The 23,704-nt window shown below is 39.6% G+C and carries 25 protein-coding genes; 6 read left to right on the top strand and 19 right to left on the bottom strand.

What is annotated here, in order from left to right; genetic code table 11:
• Window positions 1–15: 15 nt before the first annotated feature.
• The 6 genes from parE to IEV27_RS02990 all read right to left on the bottom strand — a co-directional run bounded on the left by parE (window position 16) and on the right by IEV27_RS02990 (window position 6,599).
• Window positions 16–1,968 carry a DNA topoisomerase IV subunit B gene (gene parE, locus IEV27_RS02965; protein WP_188375958.1) on the bottom strand — a complete coding sequence of 651 codons (1,953 nt, stop codon included), beginning with the start codon at window positions 1,966–1,968 and terminating at the stop codon, window positions 16–18.
• 190 nt (window positions 1,969–2,158) lie between these two features.
• Window positions 2,159–2,569: a CoA-binding protein gene (locus IEV27_RS02970; RefSeq protein WP_188375959.1), complete on the bottom strand. Its 411-nt coding sequence runs from the start codon at window positions 2,567–2,569 to the stop codon at window positions 2,159–2,161.
• Between the two features lie 12 nt (window positions 2,570–2,581).
• Window positions 2,582–4,108 carry an ABC transporter permease/substrate-binding protein gene (locus tag IEV27_RS02975; RefSeq protein WP_188375960.1) on the bottom strand — a complete coding sequence of 509 codons (1,527 nt, stop codon included), beginning with the start codon at window positions 4,106–4,108 and terminating at the stop codon, window positions 2,582–2,584.
• Complete coding sequence (locus IEV27_RS02980) at window positions 4,105–5,172, bottom strand: ABC transporter ATP-binding protein (protein ID WP_188375961.1); 1,068 nt, start codon at window positions 5,170–5,172, stop codon at window positions 4,105–4,107. The genes IEV27_RS02975 and IEV27_RS02980 overlap by 4 nt, the downstream gene beginning before the upstream one ends.
• A 75-nt stretch (window positions 5,173–5,247) precedes the next feature.
• The gene (locus IEV27_RS02985) at window positions 5,248–6,318 is read right to left on the bottom strand and encodes an AI-2E family transporter (protein ID WP_188375962.1); all 1,071 of its coding nucleotides are present in this window, start codon (window positions 6,316–6,318) and stop codon (window positions 5,248–5,250) included.
• A gap of 62 nt (window positions 6,319–6,380) precedes the next feature.
• Window positions 6,381–6,599, bottom strand: coding sequence for a hypothetical protein (locus tag IEV27_RS02990; RefSeq protein WP_188375963.1), 219 nt, complete (start codon window positions 6,597–6,599; stop codon window positions 6,381–6,383).
• 160 nt (window positions 6,600–6,759) lie between these two features.
• Between IEV27_RS02990 and IEV27_RS02995 the strand changes: the two genes are divergently transcribed.
• Window positions 6,760–7,377, top strand: coding sequence for a cyclase family protein (locus tag IEV27_RS02995; RefSeq protein ID WP_188375964.1), 618 nt, complete (start codon window positions 6,760–6,762; stop codon window positions 7,375–7,377).
• A gap of 407 nt (window positions 7,378–7,784) precedes the next feature.
• On the opposite strand, the gene gnd is transcribed toward IEV27_RS02995, so the two are convergent.
• The 3 genes from gnd to IEV27_RS03010 all read right to left on the bottom strand — a co-directional run bounded on the left by gnd (window position 7,785) and on the right by IEV27_RS03010 (window position 11,416).
• Entirely contained in the window at window positions 7,785–9,197 is a 1,413-nt protein-coding gene (gene gnd / locus IEV27_RS03000) for an NADP-dependent phosphogluconate dehydrogenase (protein ID WP_373868062.1), read from the bottom strand.
• 63 nt (window positions 9,198–9,260) lie between these two features.
• A complete protein-coding gene (gene zwf / locus IEV27_RS03005; protein WP_188375966.1) occupies window positions 9,261–10,709 on the bottom strand; it encodes a glucose-6-phosphate dehydrogenase in 1,449 nt (482 codons plus the stop codon).
• A 314-nt stretch (window positions 10,710–11,023) separates the two neighbouring features.
• Window positions 11,024–11,416: a flavin monoamine oxidase family protein gene (locus IEV27_RS03010; protein ID WP_188376797.1), complete on the bottom strand. Its 393-nt coding sequence runs from the start codon at window positions 11,414–11,416 to the stop codon at window positions 11,024–11,026.
• Between the two features lie 241 nt (window positions 11,417–11,657).
• Here IEV27_RS03010 and plsY point away from each other — a divergent pair, with 241 nt between their 5' ends.
• From plsY to IEV27_RS03030, 4 genes are all read left to right on the top strand, one after another.
• Complete coding sequence (plsY, locus tag IEV27_RS03015) at window positions 11,658–12,239, top strand: glycerol-3-phosphate 1-O-acyltransferase PlsY (protein ID WP_188375967.1); 582 nt, start codon at window positions 11,658–11,660, stop codon at window positions 12,237–12,239.
• Between the two features lie 170 nt (window positions 12,240–12,409).
• On the top strand, window positions 12,410–13,342 hold the full coding sequence (gene folE2 / locus IEV27_RS03020; RefSeq protein WP_188375968.1) for a GTP cyclohydrolase FolE2: 933 nt from the start codon (window positions 12,410–12,412) through the stop codon (window positions 13,340–13,342).
• A gap of 10 nt (window positions 13,343–13,352) precedes the next feature.
• A complete protein-coding gene (gene yidD, locus IEV27_RS03025) occupies window positions 13,353–13,586 on the top strand; it encodes a membrane protein insertion efficiency factor YidD (protein ID WP_188375969.1) in 234 nt (77 codons plus the stop codon).
• 74 nt (window positions 13,587–13,660) lie between these two features.
• Window positions 13,661–13,948: a HesB/YadR/YfhF family protein gene (locus tag IEV27_RS03030; RefSeq protein WP_188375970.1), complete on the top strand. Its 288-nt coding sequence runs from the start codon at window positions 13,661–13,663 to the stop codon at window positions 13,946–13,948.
• A gap of 23 nt (window positions 13,949–13,971) precedes the next feature.
• Here IEV27_RS03030 and IEV27_RS03035 read toward each other — a convergent pair whose 3' ends face one another.
• From IEV27_RS03035 to acnA, 7 genes are all read right to left on the bottom strand, one after another.
• A complete protein-coding gene (locus IEV27_RS03035; RefSeq protein ID WP_188375971.1) occupies window positions 13,972–14,280 on the bottom strand; it encodes a hypothetical protein in 309 nt (102 codons plus the stop codon).
• Between the two features lies 1 nt (window position 14,281).
• Complete coding sequence (locus IEV27_RS03040; RefSeq protein ID WP_188375972.1) at window positions 14,282–14,710, bottom strand: acyl-CoA thioesterase; 429 nt, start codon at window positions 14,708–14,710, stop codon at window positions 14,282–14,284.
• A gap of 3 nt (window positions 14,711–14,713) precedes the next feature.
• Window positions 14,714–16,999, bottom strand: coding sequence for an AAA family ATPase (locus IEV27_RS03045; protein WP_188376798.1), 2,286 nt, complete (start codon window positions 16,997–16,999; stop codon window positions 14,714–14,716).
• A gap of 274 nt (window positions 17,000–17,273) precedes the next feature.
• Complete coding sequence (tlp, locus tag IEV27_RS03050; protein WP_188375973.1) at window positions 17,274–17,495, bottom strand: small acid-soluble spore protein Tlp; 222 nt, start codon at window positions 17,493–17,495, stop codon at window positions 17,274–17,276.
• Between the two features lie 83 nt (window positions 17,496–17,578).
• Window positions 17,579–17,722, bottom strand: a complete 144-nt coding sequence (locus IEV27_RS03055) for an FbpB family small basic protein (protein ID WP_188375974.1) — start codon at window positions 17,720–17,722, stop codon at window positions 17,579–17,581.
• A 52-nt stretch (window positions 17,723–17,774) separates the two neighbouring features.
• Entirely contained in the window at window positions 17,775–18,374 is a 600-nt protein-coding gene (locus tag IEV27_RS03060) for a TlpA family protein disulfide reductase (protein ID WP_188375975.1), read from the bottom strand.
• Window positions 18,375–18,536: 162 nt separating this feature from the next.
• The gene (gene acnA, locus IEV27_RS03065; protein WP_188375976.1) at window positions 18,537–21,242 is read right to left on the bottom strand and encodes an aconitate hydratase AcnA; all 2,706 of its coding nucleotides are present in this window, start codon (window positions 21,240–21,242) and stop codon (window positions 18,537–18,539) included.
• 258 nt (window positions 21,243–21,500) lie between these two features.
• Between acnA and IEV27_RS03070 the strand changes: the two genes are divergently transcribed.
• A complete protein-coding gene (locus tag IEV27_RS03070) occupies window positions 21,501–21,929 on the top strand; it encodes a DUF2621 domain-containing protein (protein ID WP_188375977.1) in 429 nt (142 codons plus the stop codon).
• A gap of 37 nt (window positions 21,930–21,966) precedes the next feature.
• Here the strand turns inward: IEV27_RS03070 and IEV27_RS03075 are convergent, their stop codons facing one another.
• The 3 genes from IEV27_RS03075 to IEV27_RS03085 all read right to left on the bottom strand — a co-directional run bounded on the left by IEV27_RS03075 (window position 21,967) and on the right by IEV27_RS03085 (window position 23,673).
• Window positions 21,967–22,434 carry a CcdC family protein gene (locus IEV27_RS03075; protein WP_188375978.1) on the bottom strand — a complete coding sequence of 156 codons (468 nt, stop codon included), beginning with the start codon at window positions 22,432–22,434 and terminating at the stop codon, window positions 21,967–21,969.
• 30 nt (window positions 22,435–22,464) lie between these two features.
• On the bottom strand, window positions 22,465–22,899 hold the full coding sequence (locus IEV27_RS03080; RefSeq protein WP_188375979.1) for a Na(+)/H(+) antiporter subunit B: 435 nt from the start codon (window positions 22,897–22,899) through the stop codon (window positions 22,465–22,467).
• A gap of 69 nt (window positions 22,900–22,968) precedes the next feature.
• The gene (locus IEV27_RS03085) at window positions 22,969–23,673 is read right to left on the bottom strand and encodes a cytochrome c biogenesis CcdA family protein (protein WP_188375980.1); all 705 of its coding nucleotides are present in this window, start codon (window positions 23,671–23,673) and stop codon (window positions 22,969–22,971) included.
• Window positions 23,674–23,704 lie beyond the last annotated feature (31 nt).

Consider the following 23,704-nt stretch of genomic DNA (forward strand, 5'->3'; position numbering starts at 1 on the left):
CAGAAAATCCCCCTTTTACTTCTCGATTTTCTCATTTTCTAAAATATTCGCTTCGTCTTCAAGACCGAAAGCTACGTGGGATTCAATCCATTTACGGCGAGGTTCGACTTTATCACCCATCAACGTTGTTACTCGACGTTCTGCGCGTGCTAAATCATCTATAGTCACCCGAATCAATGTTCTAGTTTCTGGATTCATCGTGGTTTCCCACAGCTGCTCGGCATTCATCTCGCCGAGACCTTTATAACGCTGGATCGTATAGCCATTTTTAAACTCTTTTATAATCTTTTGCATGCCTTCTTCATCCCAGGCGTACTCGGTCTTTTCTTTCTTCCCTTTTCCTTTTGATACCTTATACAAAGGAGGAAGAGCAATAAATACTTTACCGGACTCCACTAACGGTCGCATATAACGATAAAAGAAAGTGAGCAATAGGACTTGAATATGCGCTCCGTCTGTGTCCGCATCCGTCATAATGACAACTTTATTATAATTACAATCTTCAACGTCAAAATCTCCGCCTACTCCCGCTCCAATTGTATTAATAATCGTAGAGATTTCTTCGTTTTTAAATATATCTGCAATTTTTGCTTTTTCCGTGTTAATGACTTTACCTCGTAAAGGGAGAACAGCTTGAAACTTTCGGTCACGACCTTGCTTTGCTGAACCACCAGCAGAATCACCCTCAACTAAATAAAGCTCATTCTTCTCAGCATTACGAGACTGAGCCGGTGTTAACTTTCCGCTTAGTAAAGCATCTTTTCGCTTGCGTTTTTTCCCTGAACGCGCATCCTCTCGAGCTTTTCTTGCCGCTTCTCTAGCTTCTTTAGCTCGAATGGCTTTTTTTACGAGCATCGATGACACATCGGGGTTCTCTTCAAGAAAATAAGATAGCTGTTCGGCTACTACCGCGTCAACAGAAGAGCGAGCTTCTGACGTACCTAGCTTACTTTTCGTCTGTCCTTCAAATTGTAATAATTCCTCAGGAATACGAACGGAGATAATCGCAGTAAACCCTTCACGAATGTCATTACCTTCAAGGTTTTTATCTTTCTCTTTCAGATGCTGCGCACGTCTGGCGTAATCGTTAAAAACTCTTGTAATCGCTGACTTCGCCCCTGACTCGTGAGTTCCGCCATCTTTCGTTCGGACATTGTTAACGAATGAAAGAATGCTATCAGTGAAGCCATCATTAAATTGAAAGGCAAAATCTACTTCGATTTGGGCATGCTCTCCTTCAAAAGAAACGACCGGATGAAGCGTATCTTTTTCTTCATTTAAGTAAGATACAAAAGACTCAATTCCATCGTTGAATTGATAGGAGTCTTCCAATCCTTCCCGTTCATCTTTTAATTTGATTTTAAAACCTTTGAGAAGGAAAGCTGCTTCTCTAAGACGTTCAGAGAGCGTTTCGTAATTAAATTTTGTAACCGAAAAAATAGAAGAGTCCGGTTTAAAGTGAATTGTTGTCCCTGACTTTCTTGTTGGCCCTCTGTTCTCAAGGGAAGTAACTGGAACTCCGCCATTTTCAAACCTTTGATAAAATTTCTCACCGTCACGGCATATATGCACTTCCAGCCACTCTGATAAGGCGTTCACGACAGAAGCGCCAACCCCGTGCAATCCCCCGCTTGACTTATAGCCGCCTTGTCCAAATTTACCTCCAGCGTGAAGGACAGTTAGTATAACCTCTGGAGTGGGCTTTCCTGTCTGGTGCATCCCTGTAGGCATCCCGCGGGCTTCATCTGCCACAGAAACACTCCCATCACGATGAAGAGTAACCGTTAATTGTTTACCAAACCCAGCTAATGCTTCATCTACTGAGTTGTCTACAATCTCATAGACAAGATGATGAAGGCCGCGTTGATCGGTAGACCCTATATACATTCCAGGTCTCTTACGTACGGCCTCCAATCCTTCTAATACTTGTATGGAATCATCTGAATAAACTTGATTTTGACTCGACAATTTTCCATCGGCTCCTTTCTACACGACAAAACCTACTACTATAATAGAACAAATGTTCCCAACTGTAAACGTACATTTAAAAACATCACTTGTTACATTGTAGCGGTTTTACGAAAAGACGCAAATCCATTTTCATTATCATACACGAAAAAACCCCTGTAAAAACAGGGATTTTAATAAATTATTGAATTTATTTGAGAAGAGCATGTGTCACTTTAATGCAATTATTCATGATCACTTCCTTACCACTTCCTTCTAAAATGGCGGGGACATCGTTGTGATAGACACCTTGTTGGGTCCAGAAAGCTTTGGCTTTTATATCTTTCGCTTCTTTCGCAAGTTCAGGAAGAAACGTTGAACGGCGAAAGACATTAATAATATCAATGGGTTCTTCTATCTCATGAAGAGAAGCATAGGCTTTTTCACCTAGAGATTCTTTAATTTCAGGGTTTACGGGAATGATTTTATACCCAGCTTGCTTCATAGCCTCACTAATTTGATAAGACGTTCGGTAAGCTTTATTAGATAATCCTACGACTGCAATTGTTTTAGACTCTTTTAGTAGAGTGCGTAATACTTCCTGGCTTGGATTTTCAAACATATATGATACCTCCTATTCTTCTAAAAAACCATTGTCCGTTAAATACTCTCGAGCTACTTCCTCAGGATCACGATCATCAAAATCTACTTGATAGTTCATTTCTCTCATTTCATCGTCAGAGATTTGACCGCTTAATTGGTTTAAAGCATCTTCAATTTCAGGATATTGTTCTAGCGTTTCTTCTCTCATAAGCGGGGCGCCCTGGTAAGGTGGGAATAAATTCTCTGGATCATCAAGAACGGTTAGATCAAGATCGATCATATAGCTGTCTGTCGCATACGCGTCGATAATATCAACTTCCCCGCTCTCAATAGCTCCTTGCCTTAACCCGGCATCCATGGTTCTAACCTCACCAAGATCTAACCCGTATAATTCTTTCATTCCTTGGTAACCGTCCTGGCGATCGTTGAATTCAAGAGTAAACCCTGCCGTAATTTCATCTTCTACGGCTCTAAGATCGCCAATCGTTTCAAGGTCATATTGTTCAGCTGTTTCTTGCGTTGTAGCTACAGCATACGTATTGTTAAATTTCATAGGCTCTAAGAAGGCAAGATTAAATTCTTCGGACATCCCTTCTTTTGCCTGTTCGTAAACTTCCCCTTCATCGTTACTCTCAGCTTCACTTTCTAATAATGAAACGATGGCTGTTCCTGTGAACTCTGGATACATGTCAATGCTTCCTTCTTGGAGTGCACCAAACACAAGGTCGGTTTTTCCGAGGTTCTCTTCTAAACCTACACTCAGGTCTGTTTCCTCTTCAATGAGCAGTTTATACATATTGATTAGAATAGCAGGTTCAGACCCTAATTTTGCACCGATGGTAATGTCATTTTGAATTTTACCGCCGAATGCCAATGGTCCTAAAGCTACGAGTGCCGCGATGACAAGTAAACTGACAAGGGAACGAAACCCTGATTTTGCTGACGTACGTTCAAATAAACGCAGGATTAAATCTAATGCAATAGCTAGAATAGCAGCCGGAATCGCGCCAAGTAAAATTAAATTTACATCTCCTCCGCGGTCTAAACCTAGTAAAATTAAATCGCCAAGTCCTCCAGCACCGATTAAAGCAGCGATCGTTGTAGTTCCGACAATTAAAACCATCGAGGTGCGAATACCTGCCATGATAACAGGCATAGCCAGCGGCAGTTCAATCTTAGAGAGGCGGCGGAATGAATTCATCCCCATCCCTGTTGCCGCTTCTCGTAAAGCTGGGTTTACTTCTTTTATTCCTGTATACGTGTTTCTTAATATCGGAAGTAAACCATAAGCCGTTAACGCAATGACCGCTGGTGTTTGGCCGATTCCAAAAAAAGGAATAAGGAAGGCGAGTACAGCTAAACTAGGAATCGTTTGCAGTATTGCTGTTGCCCCTATGATCGGTTCAGCTAATTGTTTCTTTCTCGTTAATAGTAATCCTAAAGGGACGGAGATTAACGTGGCAATGACGAGTGCGATAATCGAAATTTGCAGATGCTCCCAAACTTTTTCAATGAAAATGTCCTGACGTGCTTGAAACACATTAAAAAATTCATTCATGGGCGAGTCACCTCGTCATTCGTTTTCATTTGCTTCTGCAGGTGCAGCACCATGTCTTTATAAGAAAGTGTTCCAATTACAGAATGGTTTCGAGTCACAGGGAGCAAAGGATAGTTGACTTGATTGAAATCCTCCATCGCTTCCGCTAATGTCTTTCCATGTTCAATCACAGGCATGTCTACTTTCTTTCCATTATAGACGCCAAACGCCATTGATCCATCTGAATGTTTGACCACGTACGCTTCTTGATCTGGAATTGACTTTTCTTCGTATTGTTGTGAAGAAAAAACATGCTTGTTCGTTTGATCAATAATAACGTCAACAGCCGTTTGCCAAGGAGATTTTCTTTCGCCAATAAAGCTTTCTACAAAGTCGTTTGCTGGATGTAAAATTAACTGTTGGGGTTTATCAACTTGAACGATTTCCCCTTCCTGCATCAGGCATACACGATCCCCCATCGCCATCGCTTCATCGATGTCATGCGTCACAAAGACAATGGTTTTCTTTATTTTTTTGTGAAGAGACAGAATATCTTTTTGTAATTGTTCTCTGCTAATAGGATCAAGCGCACTAAATGGTTCATCCATTAAAATGATATCGGGATCACCTGCTAGCGCACGCAATACCCCTACACGCTGCTGCTGTCCCCCTGATAGCTCACTCGGTTTCCGTTTGCGATGCTTCGATGGATCAAGACCTACCATTGACATCAGCTCATCTATTCTGTTTGATAAATCTTTTTTGTCCCACTTTTTCATTTCTGGCACGATGGATATATTTTCTTCAATCGTCATATGTGGAAATAGAGCAATTTCTTGTAATACATAACCAATGTTCCAACGCAGTTCGTGAATGTTGTACTCTTTAATGTTTTTATTATGTATGAAAACTTCTCCGTCTGTCGGTTCGATTAAACGGTTAATCATTTTCATTGTTGTAGTTTTTCCACACCCGCTGGGCCCAATTAAAGTTAATAATTCACCCTCATTTACACTTAAATTAATCGATTTAAGTGCGGTTGTTCCATCTGGATATGTCTTTGTAACATCCTTAAAAGTAATCATGTCGTTCCCCCTGTATAACAAATATCAACAATATATTCCCCAACTTTTCGTAAATCGAAACATCTCAACCTTTCGTCACGTTTGAATTCTCCGTAAACGATAGAAGTGATAAAGATTTTTAAGCGTTACTTTTAAAACAGCGTAAAGTGGTACCGCAATCAGCATCCCGATAAAACCATACAACGCAGCGGCAACGATTAATAATAGTATAATAGTAAGCGGATGTACATTTAATCGGTTCCCTAAGACAACTGGAGCTACAATGTTGCCTTCAAGCTGCTGTACTACAATAAGAACAATAAAAACATATATAACCATAGCAGGATCTTGCGTTAAACTAACGACAACAGCAGGCAGCACCCCAATTAAAGGCCCAAAGAACGGAACAACCGCTGTTAAAAACACAAAGATACTTAGTACTAAAGCATAATCAATTCCAATAATAAGGTACCCAATATACATTAATACGCCATCGGTAAAAGCAACGGTAATCTGACCAATGATATAAGCCCCCAGAGTTTGGTCAATGTTTTTTAAAATCTTTTTTCCTTCTTCTTGATGCTTAGCGGGAATAAAATTCATTAAAAATGGAAGCAGTCGATGACCATCTTTTAAAAGGAAAAAGAGTACGAATGGAACGACTACTAGTACAGTGGCAGCACCAGTGATGGCAGAAAATATTTCAGTGGCATGGTCTCCAGCGGCGCTTGCTAAGTCACTGAAGAAGCTCGTCGCTTTCTGTCGAATGCTGCTTAGAGAAACCACACCCATATCGTTCTCTTCAATGGTCTTCTCCGCTTCCTGTGCAGACTTTTTTAGATCTTCTGGAAGATTAGAAGATAGGTTGGATACTTGAGATTGAATGGTAGCAGCTAATAGGCGATACAATAAATAGAACAGGCCCGCAGCTGACGCATAGACGATAAGGATAGCCAAAGTACGCGGGATAAACTTTACTTTACTAAGAAGCTGAACAATTGGACTACATATGTAATAAAAAAAGCCTGCGATAAGGATCGGATAAAATAAGGTACTGATGATCGTTCCAATGGGCGCAAAAGCGTCAAGCAGGCTTAATAAATAAATGCTGATTAATGCTAAAATAAATCCTGTCATGTATTTAAAATAAGAATGGTTAAGCCACATAATATACACCTCGTCATTTTATAATTACAATGGTGTATACCTCATCTTATTCTTCTTTAATCTTATTTTATAGATAAACGCAAGTATTTGTAGCATTGTTCAAGGGAGCTGGCACAATCAAAAACGCCATCCCCTTCAATCTCAAAAATACCGAAACTATTTTTCCGTATTTTATAATTCGCTATCATGACTGATGGTGTCCCCTGCGCTAGTTTTTCAAGCTCATTATATAAGGGGTCAAGGTTTTCTCCGACAAAATCAAATAACTCTCCTTGTTTCATGCATTCACGCTCCTTGCTGCTTCCAATTACTATATTCGACAAGGGTGTTGAAATTCCTGCAAATAAGTAAGTGACCTCCCTTTCATTTGCTACTCATTAAAAACAATGTAAGAATAGAAGTTGAATCCAATAAGTTAAGTATTCAGAGAGGAGTTTTTTCATGAAGATGATCGATATTACACAACCAGTTTACGAAGGAATGCCGGTTTATAAGAACAAACCAGAGAAGCAGCCGAACTTTAAGAGCAATACAAATGGGCATGTAACAGAATCGCGCTTAGATTTAGATGCTCACACAGGCACGCATATTGATGCGCCGCTACATATGGTGAATGACGGTGACACGTTTGAATCCATTTCTATGAATAAGCTGATCGGGGAAGCAAAAGTATTTGACCTCACTCACGTTGAGGATGGAATTACGAAGCAGGACCTTGAGGAATTAGACATCCAAAAAAATGATTTTATTTTGTTTAAGACACGCAATTCTTTCGAAGATGAATTTAACTTTGAATTCATTTATTTAAAAGAAGATGGAGCTAAGTTTTTAGCTGAGAAAAACATTCGCGGTGTAGGAATTGATTCGCTTGGTATCGAAAGGAGTCAGCCTGAGCACCCAACTCATAAGTCATTGTTTGCTGCTGATATTATTGTAATTGAAGGCTTAAGATTAAAAGACGTTGATGAAAAATCTTATCAAATGATTGCTGCTCCGATGAAGCTTGTAGGTACCGATGCTTCGCCAGCACGAGTTCTTTTGTTTGATAAAGATCAATAAAAAAAGGATGGCCATGTGCCATCCTTTTTTTATTGCCGCCAGGAGCGAATTCCCCTTCCCTTTCCGCGGACGAGCGCCCGAGCTTCCTCGCGAAACCCACGCTCGGCGATCTCGACTCACTCGTTCTTCCGCAGGAGTGGAAGGGAGCTCGCTCCTTGGAATTTCTTTAAGACACTCCTTCACCTAGCTCACCCTTGTGAGGTGGAGGACAATCTTTTTCATGTTCTGGGCAAGCAGCCATCATTAGCGACCAAGATCCTTCCCTTTCTATACCGCCTCTTAAGTTTCTAATTTTAGGGTAACGAAAAATGAATTTGAATTCTCAGAGAGAAGACAAAAAATAAGACTGCCGAGAACTTTCTCGACAGTCTGCAAGGATGCCTTGTGCCATCCTTTTTTTACATCTATTATTTTTCCATCCATTCTGTATGGAACGTTCCTTCTTTATCAATTCTTTGATACGTGTGAGCTCCAAAATAATCACGCTGAGCCTGCAAGAGATTTGCTGGCAGAGTTTCTGTACGGTAGCTGTCATAGTACGCAAGGGCACTTGAGAAAGCTGGTACAGGCACACCGCGCTCGATCGCTAATGAAAGCACTTCTCGAAGGCTGGACTGATAATTTTGTGCTATATCGTTAAAGTATGGGTCAAGCAATAAATTGTCTAGATCGCTTTCACGGTCATAGGCTTCTTTAATTTTTTGAAGGAATTGAGCGCGAATAATGCATCCTCCACGGAAGATCATAGCAATATCGCCATACTGCAAGTTCCAGTCATAATGTTCAGAAGCTGAGCGCATTTGAGCGAACCCTTGGGCATAGGAAACGATTTTACTCATATACAATGCTTTACGGATCGACTCAATAACCGCTTTCTTATCACCAGTAAATGGCTTCTGTTCTGGTCCGCTTAGAATCTTACTTGCTTTCACCCGTTCTTCTTTCATTGCAGAGATAAATCTAGAAAATACAGATTCTGTGATCACTGGGAGCGGCACACCTAGTTCTAAAGAGCTAATGCTTGTCCATTTCCCTGTACCTTTTTGACCTGCTGTATCTAGAATTACATCAACGAGAGGCTTACCTGATTCCTCATCTGTCTTCGTAAAGATATCCGCTGTAATTTCAATAAGGTAGCTGTCCAATTCTCCCTGGTTCCACTCAGAGAAGACTTCGTGCAGTTCTTGTGCTGAAAGTCCTAGTACATTTTTGAGGATGAAATAAGCTTCAGATATTAACTGCATATCTCCATATTCAATCCCGTTATGCACCATTTTAACATAATGGCCCGCACCATCTGGACCTACATAGGTCGTACAAGGCGTTTCATCTACTTTTGCAGCAATAGCTTCTAGAATCGGCTTCACATGCTCATAAGCTTCCTTTTGGCCGCCAGGCATGATCGATGGTCCTGTTAATGCCCCTTCTTCTCCACCTGATACTCCTGTACCTATGAAGTGAACACCTGACTCTTTAAGTTCATTATTTCTGCGAATCGTATCTTGGTAGAATGTATTTCCTCCATCAATTAAGATGTCCCCTTTGTCTAAGTGAGGCAATAAGGATTCAATGGTTGCATCTGTAGCTGGTCCCGCTTTAACCATAAGAAGAATCTTTCTTGGCTTTTCTAGAGAAGAGACGAATTCTTCAATTGTTTCTGCGCCTTTGAAGTTTTTTCCAGATGCTTCCTGATTAAGAAAATCGTCTGTTTTTTCTTTTGTACGGTTGTACACCGCTACAGAATACCCTCTGCTCTCAATGTTTAATGCTAAATTCTTTCCCATGACCGCTAGGCCGATTACACCAATTTCCTGTTTCAAAACCTTCATCTCCTTTGATAGTTGTTACAATATTTACATGTATTTAAAGTATGCGTTCGCTAATTACCACCATTGAAACCCATCTTCGTGAATTAATCGATCTGCAGCTTTTGGTCCCATTGATCCTGCTTCGTAGAGGTACAAGGGCGCTTCGTCCTGTTCATATACATCCAAAATCGGCTGCACCCATTCCCATGACATTTCAACTTCGTCCCAGTGAGCAAAGTAGGTTTGGTCCCCACGCATCGCATCCAACAGTAATAATTCGTAAGCTTCTGGCAAGTCTCTTTGATCCTTAGAAAAGTTTATATGAACAGGCTCGAGTTTACCATTGTTTAACGAATTTTTACTGTTTAATTGCAGTGTGACCCCTTTGTTCGGGCTAATTTCAATAATGAGAAGGTTCGGTTCTAAGTCCTGGTCTTCGTACCTTCTTCCATAAGGGCTCTTAAACTCCATCACAATTCGAGTAGATTTTTCTTTCATCCGCTTTCCTGTCCGAATATAGAAAGGGACGCCTTTCCAAAAATCATTATCGATCCAAAGACGAGCGGCAATGTACGTATCGTTTTTTGAATCATCCTCAATTCCTTCTTCATCTAAGTAACCTTGAGCATGTTCATCATTTACAATCCCTGGACCATATTGACCACGGACTACGTTTTTTGCTACATCCTCTTTCGATAAGGGACGGAGAGCTTCCATCACTTTTTTCTTTTCATTTCGTATGTTCTCAGCATTAATTTCGTTAGGAAGGCGCATTGCCGTCATCATTATTAGCTGTAACATGTGGTTCTGCACCATGTCACGGATGGCACCCACTTTATCATAATATCCTGCTCTTTCCTCTACTCCGACAATTTCACTAGCTGTTATTTGCATATTAGCAATGTACTTTTTATTCCATAAAGCTTGCAGAACGGGATTAGAGTGCTCAAGAGCTTCAAGATTTTGAACCATCGGTTTTCCTAAGTAATGGTCAATACGATAAATTTCTTTTTCGTCAAATACCGTGCTGATTTTTCGGTTTAGTTCTCTTGACGATTCTAGATCGTGACCGAAGGGTTTCTCAATAATCAATCGTTTCCACCCTTGTGTATCACTTAACCCGCTGTTTTTAACGTTGGTAATGATGACGTCAAATAATTTAGGGGATACAGAAAGATAGAACATGCGATTGTCTTTAATGTTTAATTCTTCTTCTCGTTTTTGAACGTATTGATAAAGATCTTCATAGGCCTCTGGCTTCGTAACATCTAGAGGGTGATAGCGAAAGGTTTGAAGAAACTTCTCCATAACTTCTTCATCAACAGGATTTCTAGAAAACGTACGTACAGCATCCTCTACATTTCTTTGAAGTTCCTCATGAGACCAATTTCTCCGGCCTAAACCTACAACAGAAAAGGAAGCAGGCATGGATTTATCTATAAATAAATTGTATAAAGCTGGGTAAATTTTCCTTTTGGCTAAATCACCCGTTGACCCAAATAAGATAAACGACATAGAATCCAATAGCTTTTCCTCCACTTTCAAAATACTTTATTTCAATTTTTCTGTTTCTTCAAAATACTACTCTCGTTACATTAAAATATTGGGATCGATTACACAAGTAATAAATTTACAATTAACCTAAAATTTGAAAAAATTGACTCTCATGTAAACCCTTTATTCTTTGTTATTAAGCAATTTGTGCATTTTTAATATTCTTTGTACATTCAATATTCTAATGTATACATTTCATATGTCAAAAAATAAAACATGTCATCCACATTAATAAACCTGTAATATGGATTATTATTACAGGTCTACTTTATCTATTGTTTATTTCAGTTGCTGGTTTCAATAGCTCCCTCCACCCATCCGTGATAGCTTGAAATGTGTTCTCCAGCAAAATGAACTCTTCCTTCAGGAGAAAATAAAGAATTAGCAAAATCTTCCTCTTGATAAGGTGCGAAAAGAGTGAAGCATCCTGCGGAATACGGATTGCGCCCCCAGTCATAGGCTTCCCCATTCAAATATCCGTCATAAACTTTAGGATCGTAGATTTTAGCTAAACCTCGTAACGCTTTATTTATTTTTTCTTCAGATATACTGCTCCACACCATCGCATTTTGACACCAGCTATAGCTGGCTAATAATACGGCTGGACCATGTTCGTAGCAGCTATTGCCAGTGTTGTATGTAAATCGAGTCGGAAAGCCACTGGTGATATTTCCTATATCTTAATCTTCCCTAAATTTACGTTTAAATTTTTAAGCCGATTTTAACGGAGATTACATCATTTAATTCTCGAATGGCTTTTAATGAAACGTTATGTAAGTAGAAAAGCGAGTATGAGCGAGAAAATCAAGTTATGGTGACTTTTCTACACGTAAGATTAGTGAAAATAGTTAAGATTATTGTTCTTTCAAAACTAATATAATGATAAACTAATAACAAAGACGTAAGGAGTTGTACTACATGGAATACATTATTTTTATCATTTTGGCTTATTTATTAGGAGCAATTCCCTCTGGTCTTATTGTTGGTAAATTGGGGTATGGCATTGATATAAGAGAACATGGGAGTGGAAATTTAGGTGGGACAAACACCTTTAGGGTACTTGGCTTTAAAGCAGGTCTCATCGTAACCATTGCAGATATTCTAAAGGGTACCGTCGCTACCGTTCTTCCTTTACTGTTTGGCGCAGAAGTGATCACTCTTGTCATTGGAATCTTTGCAGTTATCGGACACATGTATCCAGTATTTGCAGGATTTAAAGGTGGAAAAGCTGTAGCTACTTCCGGAGGGGTTATTTTAGGAGTCAATCCACTTGTTTTTGGCATCCTATTAGGAACATTTTTCTTGCTTCTTTATTTGACTAAATATGTCTCTCTCTCTTCCATGGTTACAGGATTGGTTACTTTTATCGTAGCCTTGTTACTGGGAGAGTATGGCTTAGCAGTTGTGATCGCCATTATGACTATTTTTGTGATCTATCGCCATAGAACAAATATCAAACGAATTATGAATAAGACAGAGCCAAAAATTACTTGGATGTAGGAAAATTTATTCCATCACCAATAAAACCTGCGGCAACGTTGTTGTCGTAGGTTTCTCTATGTGTGTATAATCAGTTTCGTGAGGCGCATTATAAAAGCAATAAATTTTATTAACTTATTTACATATTGTATACTTTGTTTTATAGAGCTGGTCTGAAAGGAGCCTATATTATGAATCAAGCAGAATTAAATAAAACAAAACAGCTTCCTCCAAAAGAGGATCGTCATAAACTATTTGGATCAGTCGATCCAGGTCCTAGAACTAAGCCGATTGAAAAAGAAAAAATGGCAGATTTACAAAACTCTAAAAAAGATTTTCTTTTCAATATAGACATGGTAGGTATTTCGAATGTTAAGCATCCGATTACCATTCCAAGTCAATTAACGCCAGAAATTCAAACGACCATTGGGACGTTTAGTTTTGGATCGTCTATTGCACAAGGAAGTAAAGGGACGAACATGAGCCGTTTTACTGAACAACTAGACAAATATCATCACGAAGGATTCGCTATAGACATCGAAACGTTAAAAAGCTTTACAGCAGAGCTTGCTTCCCGACTTAAGCAAGAGGATGCTGAAGTTGAAGTATCGTTCCCCTGGTTTTTCGAAAGAAAAGGACCTTATTCTCAGCTGGCTGGGATGAATCATGCGGATGCCACGATTCAAGTTAAATACGATCAGAATACAGGCTATGATGTAACTGTAAGCTTAACTGGTAAGATTACGACGCTATGTCCATGTTCAAAAGAAATAAGCGAATACAGTGCTCATAACCAGCGTGGAAATGTCACAATGGAAGTGAAACTAACCGAAGATTTTGATGAACAAAAAATGGACTGGAAGGCCGCTTTATTAGAAGCTGCTGAAAGTAACGCTAGTGCAAGAATTCACCCTGTTCTGAAGCGTCCGGATGAGAAAATGGTGACAGAACAAGCTTATGAGAATCCGAGGTTCGTCGAAGACATCGTTCGTCTTGTCGCTGCAGACCTATATGAATATGATTTCGTTGAAGCCTTTACTGTACAGTGCCGCAATGAAGAATCCATTCACTTGCACGATGCTGTGGCAACGCTAAGCTACGATAAAAAACAAGAGTTGCTGTAAGGCTGGTCGTATGAAACATGTCATGATTGCTATCATAGCTTTTTATAGACGGTTTGTAAGTCCACTCACTCCCCCAAGCTGCCGATTTGTGCCAACTTGTTCTGAATATGGGATTGAAGCTTTTCGCAGGTTCGGTTTTATAAAAGGCAGCTGGTTAACCATAAGAAGAATTTTAAAATGCCACCCTTTTCATAAAGGCGGCTTTGATCCTGTCCCCCTAAGTGAAGATAAAAAGGATAACTGAGCGATTTATAGGTTTATTACGAGCGCTTTTAGGAAACAGGTGAAACAGATTCAGTTAAAGTAGGAGATGAGCTTATGAACTTAAAAGTAACAGAAGAAGCGGCGAAATGGTATAAAGAAGAGTTGGAACTAAATGATGAAACTTCTATACGCTTTTTTGTACGGTACGGAGGCGTTGGCGGTTTGCAGCCCGGCTTATCACTTGCGATTAAACAAGTGGATGCAGCTGAGCCGATCGCTGAAGATAAAGTAAATAATATTACTTTTTTTATAGAAGCCGATGATGAATGGTATTTTGAAGGTCATTCCCTCACTGTACAATATGATGAAAAATGGCAGGAGCCAGAATTTATATACGAATAAACGCCGCAGTGGCTGCGGCGTTTTTATTTGTCTAAAAGCGAGAAACGTTGAATTTGTTCCCATTGCTTTTCTTGTTTTAAAATTTCATATTGACGCTGCCCAAACAAATCGAAATGTGGATGATAAGGATCGTGATGGATCCACTCTTTTTGGAGTCCATATTGCTTGCCCCAATGAGAAAGCTTTTCTATATCGGAACACCCTACTTTTGTCACGGTATCACAACCCGGAAATCGGTCATCCAGCCAATAATGCGTGAGAAAAGAAATTCGTCCTTCTTTTACATTTCGCTTCCATTGTAAGAGTTCTTCTCGTTTTACTCCAAATGCCATACTATTCCTCCGTTTTTTCCATCGCATGTAAATATGCTTCATGCCATTTGGGGAAATGTTTTCGAATCGAGACAGGGCGAAAACTTTCTCTCTTAACAATCACGTGCTTCGTCTCCCCTTCTACGGCCACCTCTCCACTTGTGTGTTTCACTTGATATCCGTACGTAATGCGTAACCCGTCATAATCATGTACCCAAGTTTTCACAAATACATCGTCGCCATAACGAACGGGCTGTTTAAAACGTACCGCTGCGTCTACCACAGGAGAAACCACCCCTTGTTTCTCAATCTCATGATACAAAAAGCCCATATCCTCAATAAGCGCCGTCCTTCCAATTTCAAACCAGACGAGGTAATTTGCATGATACACCACACCCATCATATCTGTTTCTTGGTAACGCACCTTAATTGAAGTTTCATTTATTTTCATTTTCTAATTCTCTCCCCGGACAGTCTGCCAAGCTTTACGCCAATCAACTTCTGTCAATAGATTCATTTCAGTCTCTTCATTCGTTTCAAAAAAACGATAGGATTGGAATTGAATCGCTTCATTAACGATATTATTAATGAAACGCCCATTGCCTCGAATGTTGTGCTGTCTAAATTGATCGAGTAGATATTGTCTAGCTTGTTCATCGACTTCATACTCATACTGTTCTGTTATATAAACAACCATTTCTAATAACTCTGTTTCAGAGTAATCAGGAAAGTGCAAATACTTTTTAAAACGTGAAGATAAACCCGGATTGCTTTCAATCAGTTGCTGCATCTCATATTGATAGCCTGCTAAAATAACCACGAGGTTTTCATTATGCTTCGTCATCTCATCCACTAAAGTTTCAATGGCTTCTTTACCAAAATCATCCCTTCCCTTGCTATGAAGAGAATAAGCTTCATCAACAAATAATACGCCGCCGAGGGCTTCCCTAACTTTCTTCTTCGTCTTCATCGCTGTTTGTCCAACATACCCAGCCACAAGGTCGCCTCTAGAAACAACCACAACATGTCCTCTTTTTAATAACCCGCATTCCTTTAGAATCCGTGCATAAATGTCGGCGACCGTAGTCTTCCCAGTGCCTGGGTTACCTGAAAATACAGAATGGAGCTGGATAGGGACAATCGGCCGTCCATGTTCCTTTCTTTTTTGCTGAGCTTTAACGAATGAAGATAACTTTCGGACTTCATCTTTTACATTCTTTAATCCAATTAATCGATGAAGCTCGTCTAATGGTGATGGCTTCTCACTCTCATCTCTTGTATTAAAGTTTAAGTCTTTTTCATCAATTCGCATATGATCGAGCCAATGATGTTTATCAGCTAAAGAGTCAGCTGCTCCTTTTTGAAAAATATTTTTTAAAACAAGGTTCCGTGTAGTTCTTGCGTTACCAAAAGACTCGTCTACCCGTTCATTCTCAATCTGAGTTTCTAAGGTACGCAAAGCCTGTTGAGTGAAAAAGAAATCGTTCTCTATCGCTACAGATTCTGCAATATCAAGTAACTCTCTCGTTTGATAGTCGGGCAGCTGGATATGATTTTGTTCTGGAAAGCGGCTGCGCAGCCCAGGGTTTGCCCATAAGAATTGGCGCATTTCTTCTGGATAACCAGCTAAAATAATGGCAAATTTACCTCCATATTCTTTACTAGTCATGGCCGACACGAGAGTGTCAATTACAGCCTGTCCATAGTCATTGCCTGTCTGCCCTTCTCTTTTTAAGCTATAAGCTTCATCTATAAAAAGCACACCGCCTACAGCTTGCTTTACATAATTCATCGTATTCTCTTCACTTTGTCCTACATAAGATCCAACTAAGTGAGAACGATTTACTTCAACGACGTCTTTCGTTTCCAGTATACCTAAATCATAGTAAATGCTGGCCAGCAATCGAGCGATTGTCGTTTTTCCTGTACCTGGGTTGCCTGTAATGATCATATGAAGCCCTGGTTCGTCTACCATGGAAAAACCTAAGCTCTTACGCTGCTGTTGATATTTTAGAAATTGATAATATTTCTTAATATAAGCCTTAACATCGTGTAATCCTATCATTTGATCAAACTGTTCAAGTGGATTATCTTTATTTTTATTTGTTAATAAACGAGGTAAACGTTGATAGAGCTCATCTTGATCATCAGTCAGCTTCCGGATCCCCTCATTGATTTCCTTAACAGGGATAGAGATACGCCGCTGCTGAATAGACTCCAATGCCTCCAGCAGGGTGTCCCTAAGCTCAAGAAGATGATCATAGATCTCCTGGTACTGCTTGATGTGAGAATTTTTAGCATCTACAAGTGTCTTTTCAGCTAAGTCTTGGTTCCATTGCTCTATAATTTGATCGATATCAGATAAAATCGATTGGACCTTTTTACTTTTGGCTGAATTATGGTCCGTTTCATGCAATATCCATTGTTCAAATGGGCGTTCTTTTAGAAACGTATAACCTCTCATCATTTGCACGGAGGCAAAAAGTTCATTTACTAAACTGTGACCAGGTGCCAACTCTCTAGCTTGGTCTATAAACTGATCAGCTAGCTTATCGTGAGTAGGATGTCTTTTTATTCGATAATAAGCAAGTGTCACGTAAAGTGTAGCTTTTAATTGGATGTCCTCTATTTCTTCATCGTTTAAATAACGTAATACGTCAACTTCAGAAACAGGAGGTTCTTCATCTAAGTTCGTCCATTTTTTTAAAAGTGCATGTTTCAATGTATCCCGTCCTTCCATCATCGTTATATTTTATCATACTCGTTCGATGATGTAGATGAACTTGCCCAGAACAAAGGCGCAAGAGCCCTTGTAGACACGAAACGCATAAGCAAAACGGCCGAAGGAAGGTGGCCTTCCCTTTCGCAGGGCGGATTGCTTATGACGCAAGTGCCTGGGCGCTGGAGCTGGATGTCGCTATTTAAAAAATATACATATCCACAGCTTGGCATTTTATAATTTTCCTAGACAAGTAAAAAGCCGTCCTTTGGAAAGGAGCGGCTTTAGCAGTTTTTTATTCTTGATGTCGAGCTTCATCACTAATTTCTTGTCTCATGGCTTCAAGGGATTCTTCTCGTTTCTTATTTTTTCTCTCAATCTGAGCCTTGTCTTTTTCATTAGCCATGCTCATTGTTTCATGGGAAGCTTCAATATTTTCTATCGTATTTTGAACGGCTTCTTGTAAACGTTCTACATTATCTTCTCGATTGTCTGGATTCGGTTTTTGCTTTGACATTCTCTCTCGCCTCCTTCATTAATCATCACAATTTATCATTTGAAGCTTTTTCTTAATTTATACAAAAAAATTCCTTCTCATAATTAAGAAGGAATTTTTTTTATGCGCTGATGATGCCGCTCTTCAATACGAGCTTCAATCTGATCCATTAACTTTTGATCTTGCAAAATCATTTTAATGTTTTCCTGAACTCGTTCTTGATAAGTTATTTTTTGTTTCTTTCTCAATGGAAACCACTCCTTCACCTAAAAAGGATTCCCATATTTTACGCGAATATACTTAATTTAGAGCATCTTTCATCTCAATCATGAAATCATAACTCATTGGTCCCACTTTTCTAGGTTCTTGAACTTGACCGTCCGTGCCAATAAAATAAGTAGTTGGAATAGACATCGCTTGATAATCATTGTTTACCTCAGAGTCTTTATCTAACAATACAGGGAACGTATATCCTTCTTCTTCAATGTACTTATCTACATCACTCTCATTGCTTTCTGTCTCTGTGGCATTAACGGCTAAAACAACGACTTCATCACCGTATTCGTTATGAAATTTCTCCATTTCCGGCATTTCTTCTTTACACGGGGGACACCATGTCGCCCAGAAATTAAGAAATACCTTCTGCCCTTTTAACTCAGAAAGTTTTACACTTTCTCCATCAAGTGTTTCAAGTTCGAAATCAGGGGCTTGATCTCCTACTTGTAAACCAGACGGCGCGTTCGGAGGGGTCATAGATGTTCCTTCCTGGCTTGGATCACCAGAAGCGTCATATTCTTGTAATTCGCCCGATGTGTCGGTCTCTTCTTTTCCTACCTCGTTATAAACGATAAATCCAACCAGCACAATCAGGAACAAAGCGGCACCTATTTGTTTAATCATCGAAAAACCTTCCTTTGTTTCCTCAATCTCTATTTTTTTCTTCATTAATAAAAGGTATGATTCAGCATTTCCAAATAAAACTCAACCACTTCTCATTATAATTGATTTTTTACAAAAAGAAAAAACCTGCTGTTCTAAAAACAGCAGGTTTACCATTTGAAGTTAGCTCAATTTATTACGCAGAACCATCTGAAGAATACCACCGTGACGGTAGTAATCTACTTCAACCTCACTATCAAATCGTGCGATAACTTCAAATTCTTTCTTCGTACCATCTTCTGCCGTAGCCGTTACGTTTACTAAGTCACGAGGTTTTACGGACTCATCTACGGCTACATCTAAAGATTCACGTCCAGTTAAGCCTAGAGACTCGATCGTATCACCTTCTTTGAACTGTAAAGGCAGAACTCCCATCATAACCAGGTTGGAACGGTGAATACGTTCGAAACTCTGAGCAATAACGGTCTTAATACCTAATAGGTCAGTCCCTTTTGCTGCCCAGTCTCGTGAGCTTCCCATTCCATAGTCGTCACCAGCAATGACAGCTAATGGAGTCTCATCTTCTTTATATTTCATAGCAGCCGTATAGATAGGCATTACTTCTTCAGTAGGCCAGTACGTTGTGTAGCCGCCTTCTGTACCAGGTGCTAACTCGTTACGGATACGGATATTAGCGAATGTCCCTCTCATCATTACTTCATGATTACCACGACGGGAACCGAAAGAGTTAAAATTACGAGGTGAAACATTTTTCTCGATCAAATATTCACCGGCAGGCATTGATTTTGGAATGGCACCTGCTGGGGAAATATGGTCAGTCGTTACAGAATCTCCAAACTTACCAATTACACGTAAGTTGTTTAACGGTTTAACCGTCTCAGGGTCGGGTGCAAGTCCTTCAAAGAAAGGTGGATTTTGAATATAAGTAGAGTCCTCATTCCAATCGTAAAGTGGTTCATCAGTTGTATCGATTTCATTCCACTTTTCGTTAGAATTAAATACATTCTCATACTCTTTACGGAAGATCTCTGGCGTTACAACTCGAGCAACTTCCGCTTTAATTTCTTCTTGAGAAGGCCAAACATCATTAAAGTAAACAGGTTTACCTTCCGTGTCTGTTCCAAGCGGTTCATTTTTAAGATCAATATCAACCGTCCCAGCTAATGCGTATGCAACCACAAGAGGTGGTGACGCTAGGTAGTTGGCTTTTACAAGCGGGTGGATACGACCTTCAAAGTTACGGTTACCTGAAAGCACTGAAGAAGCTGTAAGGTCACTGTCAGCAATAGCTTTTTCAATTTCAGGTAATAGTGGACCTGAGTTACCAATACAAGTCGTACAACCATACCCTACAAGGTTAAAGCCAAGCTTATCTAGATACTGCATTAAGCCTGAGTCTTCCAAGTATCTGGTTACAACTTTAGAACCAGGAGCTAGCGACGTCTTCACATAGTCCGGAACGTCTAAGCCAAGATCTACGGCTTTTTTAGCTACAAGTCCTGCCCCTAACATAACGTGAGGGTTCGAGGTGTTTGTACAAGAAGTGATCGCTGCGATCGCAAGAGCTCCTGTTTTCATTACAGACTTCTTACCGTTAGCAAATTCGACTTCAACTTCTTTGTCGAACTCCTTCTTATCAAGACCAAATCCGTGGTTTCCAGCAGGACCTGTAATTGCTTTTTCAAATGATTCCTTCATTTGAGAAAGAGGGATGAGATCCTGAGGGCGTTTAGGACCAGATAAGTTAGGTTCTAGTTCTCCGAGATCGATTTCAACCAGCTTAGTGAATTCAGGATCTTCTAGAGAAGGATCATACCAGAGACTGTTTTCTTTACAATATTTTTCAACAACTTCGATTTGTTCTTCACTTCGTCCTGTTAAACGCAAGTACTCAAGTGACTCATTATCTACAGGGAAGAAACCGCAAGTCGCCCCGTATTCAGGCGCCATATTGGAAATGGTAGCACGATCGGCCAGCGGCATCTCTTGAAGACCAGGACCGAAAAACTCTACAAATTTACCAACAACGTTTTGTTCTCTTAATTTTTGTGTCACTTTAAGAGCTAAGTCTGTAGCTGTTGTTCCTTGAGGAAAGCTCCCATTTAATTTAACTCCAATAACCTCTGGAGCAGGGAAGTATGAAGGTTGTCCAAGCATTCCGGCTTCTGCTTCGATACCGCCTACACCCCATCCTAAGATGCCAAGACCATTGATCATTGTTGTATGAGAGTCGGTTCCAACCAGCGTGTCCGGGTAAGTATCATAAGTGCCCTCATCATTCTCCACTGCATGAACAACGTTGGCAATGTATTCTAAGTTAACTTGGTGAACAATCCCAGTTGCTGGTGGAACTGCACGGTAATTATCAAAGGCTTTTTGAGCCCAATGTAAGAACTCATAACGTTCTTGGTTACGTTCAAACTCAAGCTCCATATTCACATTCAGTGAATCAGGTGTACCATACTTGTCTACTTGTACAGAGTGGTCAATAACAAGATCTACTGGCACTTCCGGGTTGATTTTATCAGGGCTGCCCCCTAAATCCACCATCGCTTTACGCAGTGATGCTAAATCTACTACAGCAGGTACCCCAGTAAAGTCCTGTAAGATAACGCGAGAAGGCTTAAATGGAACATCCTCCCCTTTAGAATTACTAGTTCCCCAGTTTGCTAAGCTCTCTACGTGTTCATCTTTAATGACACGACCATCATGTTGACGAAGCAGAGATTCAAGTAGGATACGGATCGAAAAAGGCAGACGAGAGATCTTGCCATGTCCCGCATCTTCTAAGGCTTTTAGTTCGTAATAGTTGTACGTTTGGCCATTCAAATCAAATTGTTTGCGAGCATTAAATGCGTTGCTAGCCATAATTCCTTTTACCCCCTCTTCAATAATTAAATGGCATATTCCTTTATCGGTTTTGCCATTCCCCAATGTGTCATTTGCTTTCTTTTTTCTGAAAAGTCCACAAATATGCATCCTTTATTGTATATGAAAACGATTTATAAGTAAAATATTTACGCAAAATTTTTGTGATTTCGACACAGTTGTAAAGTGGCTTGTCTTTCGATTCATATGGTTTTATAATAAATGAAGATACTTATTAAATGAAACAGGTGATGTTTTATGTCAGGCGGTTTTGCCCTGTTTATCATAGGGTGGATAGTATTAATGATCGTCCTTATGAGCATTGGCGGCTTTTTTATGTTTCGAAAATTTTTAAAAAGAATGCCAAAAGAAGACGGAAAATCAACGATGGATTGGGAAGAATATTATGTAGATCAGACCATTCATATGTGGACGAACGAGCAAAAAGCATTGCTTGAGGAACTTGTTTCCCCTGTCCCTGAATTATTTCGCGATGTGGCGAAGCAAAAAATTGCAGGGCGAATTGGGCAAGTGGCACTGGAAAAAAAGAGTAAAAAAATAACCGAAGATATTATTATTGAAGGGTATATTTTAGCAACCCCCAAGAGAGATCATAAATTTTTAATTAAGAAACTTGAAGAAAAGCAAATCGATATTACTCCCTATCAACCATTATTTGAACGATAAAAAAGATCGTGCTCTTTTAAAAGAGCACGATCTTTTTTTAAGACGGTAACGTTTTTTCAAGGCGAAGAAATTGTTTAAGCATGGCAATCCGCCAAGTTAAAATCATTCCGAGAGCCAGGAGGAAAAACATTCCACTCGTTTCACCGAAAGATATCGATGAACCAATAATAATCTTCAATACAATTCGTAAAATTAATAATCCAAAAAGAATAAATACGAAAGCTCTAGAAGGCTTTAAATAAATTTCCCCTTCGCACACCTCGAACTTTGATGAGCGAATAAGGAATATAGAAAATACAGCTCCAATAAAGACGGCTTCTAGGACTTGTGTCCATTCCACACGAAACATTGGAAATAAAAACATGAGTGCCCCCGTACTCATCATAAACGGAGGCAAAATAATCTTTTTTACGCTAGCAGGCCTTTTGGCTGCACGCAAGCGAACAAAAATCATTACGACCGCCATAGCTGCAGCCATTATGGAACTAGAAATTATCCAAAACATAACGTTCACTCTTTCATTTGTTCACTGTAATTAGCTTTCTTCTCGATCATCCGCTACCGTTAATATTATGGTCATCGTAACCCCGATGACTGTTAAGTACACACCAAGGTCGAACAATAAAGCCGTAGCCAGTTCAGTACGCCCTAAGATAGGAAGCTGAAAATAGCCAAAGTTTTGTGTTAAGAATGGTGCGTCAAATAAAAAGGCACCAACACCAGTCCCTACAGCAATAATTAATCCTGTAAAGATCATGTACAAGTAATTCACTCGAATAACTTTTCTAATGGCATTTAATCCATAAGCCATATACATGAGAACTAGTGCTGCTGCAGCCATTAATCCCCCAATAAATCCTCCACCGGGTTTATTATGTCCAGCAAAAAATAAGTACACTGAAAAACCTAGTAAAATAAAGGCGATTAACGACGTCGTGGTTCGTAAAATCAAATCATTAGCTCTTGTCATATAAAAACCCTTTCTATCAACATCCATACTTCTCTAATGATAATACATTTTTTCTGCAAAATCCATGCTTTAGAATCCTTGAAATCCAAATAATCCAGCCAGGTAAGAAGTAAGTCTCGTCATCCAGTCAAAATACAGTGCAATACCCATGAAAATCATAATATAGCCGCCTATTGTAACGATACGACCACTGTAGCGCTTAATCCATCCCATTTTCCCAATGAAAAACGACAGGATTAAAAATGGTAACGAGAATCCTAAGGAATAGGCTACCATCATAACTAAGAATAAATCAGGTTGATCTGCACCCAATACTAAGACAGCAGAGAGAATAGGACCTGTGCAAGGCGTCCACCCTAGAGAAAATGTCAAACCAATAATAAACGAGCCAATATAACCAGCTGGTCGATTTTTAAAGGTGATTTTACGGTCCTTCATAAGGAATTGAAAATTAAATACTCCAATAATAACAAAACCGAAGAAAATAATTAATACAGCGCCTAAACGTCGAATTAAATCTTCATTTTGAATCAAGAGTTGAGCAAAGAACGACCCAGAAAATCCTAAAATTAAGAATATGGTAGAAAACCCAAGTAAGAATAACACGGTATGGAGGATACTGCGTCTCGTCAGCATTCCATTTTCGTCCCTTAGTTCACTAACGCTCATACCTGTTATGTAAGATAGAAAAGCTGGATACAAAGGGAGGACACAAGGTGAAATAAAAGAAAGGAACCCAGCTCCAAAAGCAAGAAATATATTTACATCTGTCATAGTTACACGTCCCCCATCAACATACTCGACC

The sequence above is a fragment of the Halobacillus andaensis genome, from assembly GCF_014636475.1.
Classification (GTDB): Bacteria; Bacillota; Bacilli; order Bacillales; family Halobacillaceae; genus Halobacillus_A; species Halobacillus_A andaensis.

Bases quoted from the DNA above. Each gene is read 5' to 3' on its own strand.
- IEV27_RS03070 (WP_188375977.1), top strand. From the start codon at position 21,501: ATGTCAGGCGGTTTTGCCCTGTTTATCATAGGGTGGATAGTATTAATG.
- IEV27_RS02995 (WP_188375964.1), top strand. From the start codon at position 6,760: ATGAAGATGATCGATATTACACAACCAGTTTACGAAGGAATGCCGGTT.
- IEV27_RS03085 (WP_188375980.1), bottom strand. From the start codon at position 23,673: ATGACAGATGTAAATATATTTCTTGCTTTTGGAGCTGGGTTCCTTTCT.
- IEV27_RS02990 (WP_188375963.1), bottom strand. From the start codon at position 6,599: ATGAAACAAGGAGAGTTATTTGATTTTGTCGGAGAAAACCTTGACCCC.
- IEV27_RS02975 (WP_188375960.1), bottom strand. From the start codon at position 4,108: ATGAATGAATTTTTTAATGTGTTTCAAGCACGTCAGGACATTTTCATT.
- folE2 (WP_188375968.1), top strand. From the start codon at position 12,410: ATGAATCAAGCAGAATTAAATAAAACAAAACAGCTTCCTCCAAAAGAG.
- plsY (WP_188375967.1), top strand. From the start codon at position 11,658: ATGGAATACATTATTTTTATCATTTTGGCTTATTTATTAGGAGCAATT.
- IEV27_RS02980 (WP_188375961.1), bottom strand. From the start codon at position 5,172: ATGATTACTTTTAAGGATGTTACAAAGACATATCCAGATGGAACAACC.
- IEV27_RS02970 (WP_188375959.1), bottom strand. From the start codon at position 2,569: ATGTTTGAAAATCCAAGCCAGGAAGTATTACGCACTCTACTAAAAGAG.
- yidD (WP_188375969.1), top strand. From the start codon at position 13,353: ATGAAACATGTCATGATTGCTATCATAGCTTTTTATAGACGGTTTGTA.
- tlp (WP_188375973.1), bottom strand. From the start codon at position 17,495: ATGTCAAAGCAAAAACCGAATCCAGACAATCGAGAAGATAATGTAGAA.
- acnA (WP_188375976.1), bottom strand. From the start codon at position 21,242: ATGGCTAGCAACGCATTTAATGCTCGCAAACAATTTGATTTGAATGGC.
- IEV27_RS03035 (WP_188375971.1), bottom strand. From the start codon at position 14,280: ATGGCATTTGGAGTAAAACGAGAAGAACTCTTACAATGGAAGCGAAAT.
- IEV27_RS03080 (WP_188375979.1), bottom strand. From the start codon at position 22,899: ATGACAAGAGCTAATGATTTGATTTTACGAACCACGACGTCGTTAATC.
- IEV27_RS03030 (WP_188375970.1), top strand. From the start codon at position 13,661: ATGAACTTAAAAGTAACAGAAGAAGCGGCGAAATGGTATAAAGAAGAG.
- IEV27_RS03075 (WP_188375978.1), bottom strand. From the start codon at position 22,434: ATGTTTTGGATAATTTCTAGTTCCATAATGGCTGCAGCTATGGCGGTC.
- IEV27_RS03045 (WP_188376798.1), bottom strand. From the start codon at position 16,999: ATGGAAGGACGGGATACATTGAAACATGCACTTTTAAAAAAATGGACG.
- IEV27_RS02985 (WP_188375962.1), bottom strand. From the start codon at position 6,318: ATGTGGCTTAACCATTCTTATTTTAAATACATGACAGGATTTATTTTA.
- IEV27_RS03040 (WP_188375972.1), bottom strand. From the start codon at position 14,710: ATGAAAATAAATGAAACTTCAATTAAGGTGCGTTACCAAGAAACAGAT.
- IEV27_RS03060 (WP_188375975.1), bottom strand. From the start codon at position 18,374: ATGATTAAACAAATAGGTGCCGCTTTGTTCCTGATTGTGCTGGTTGGA.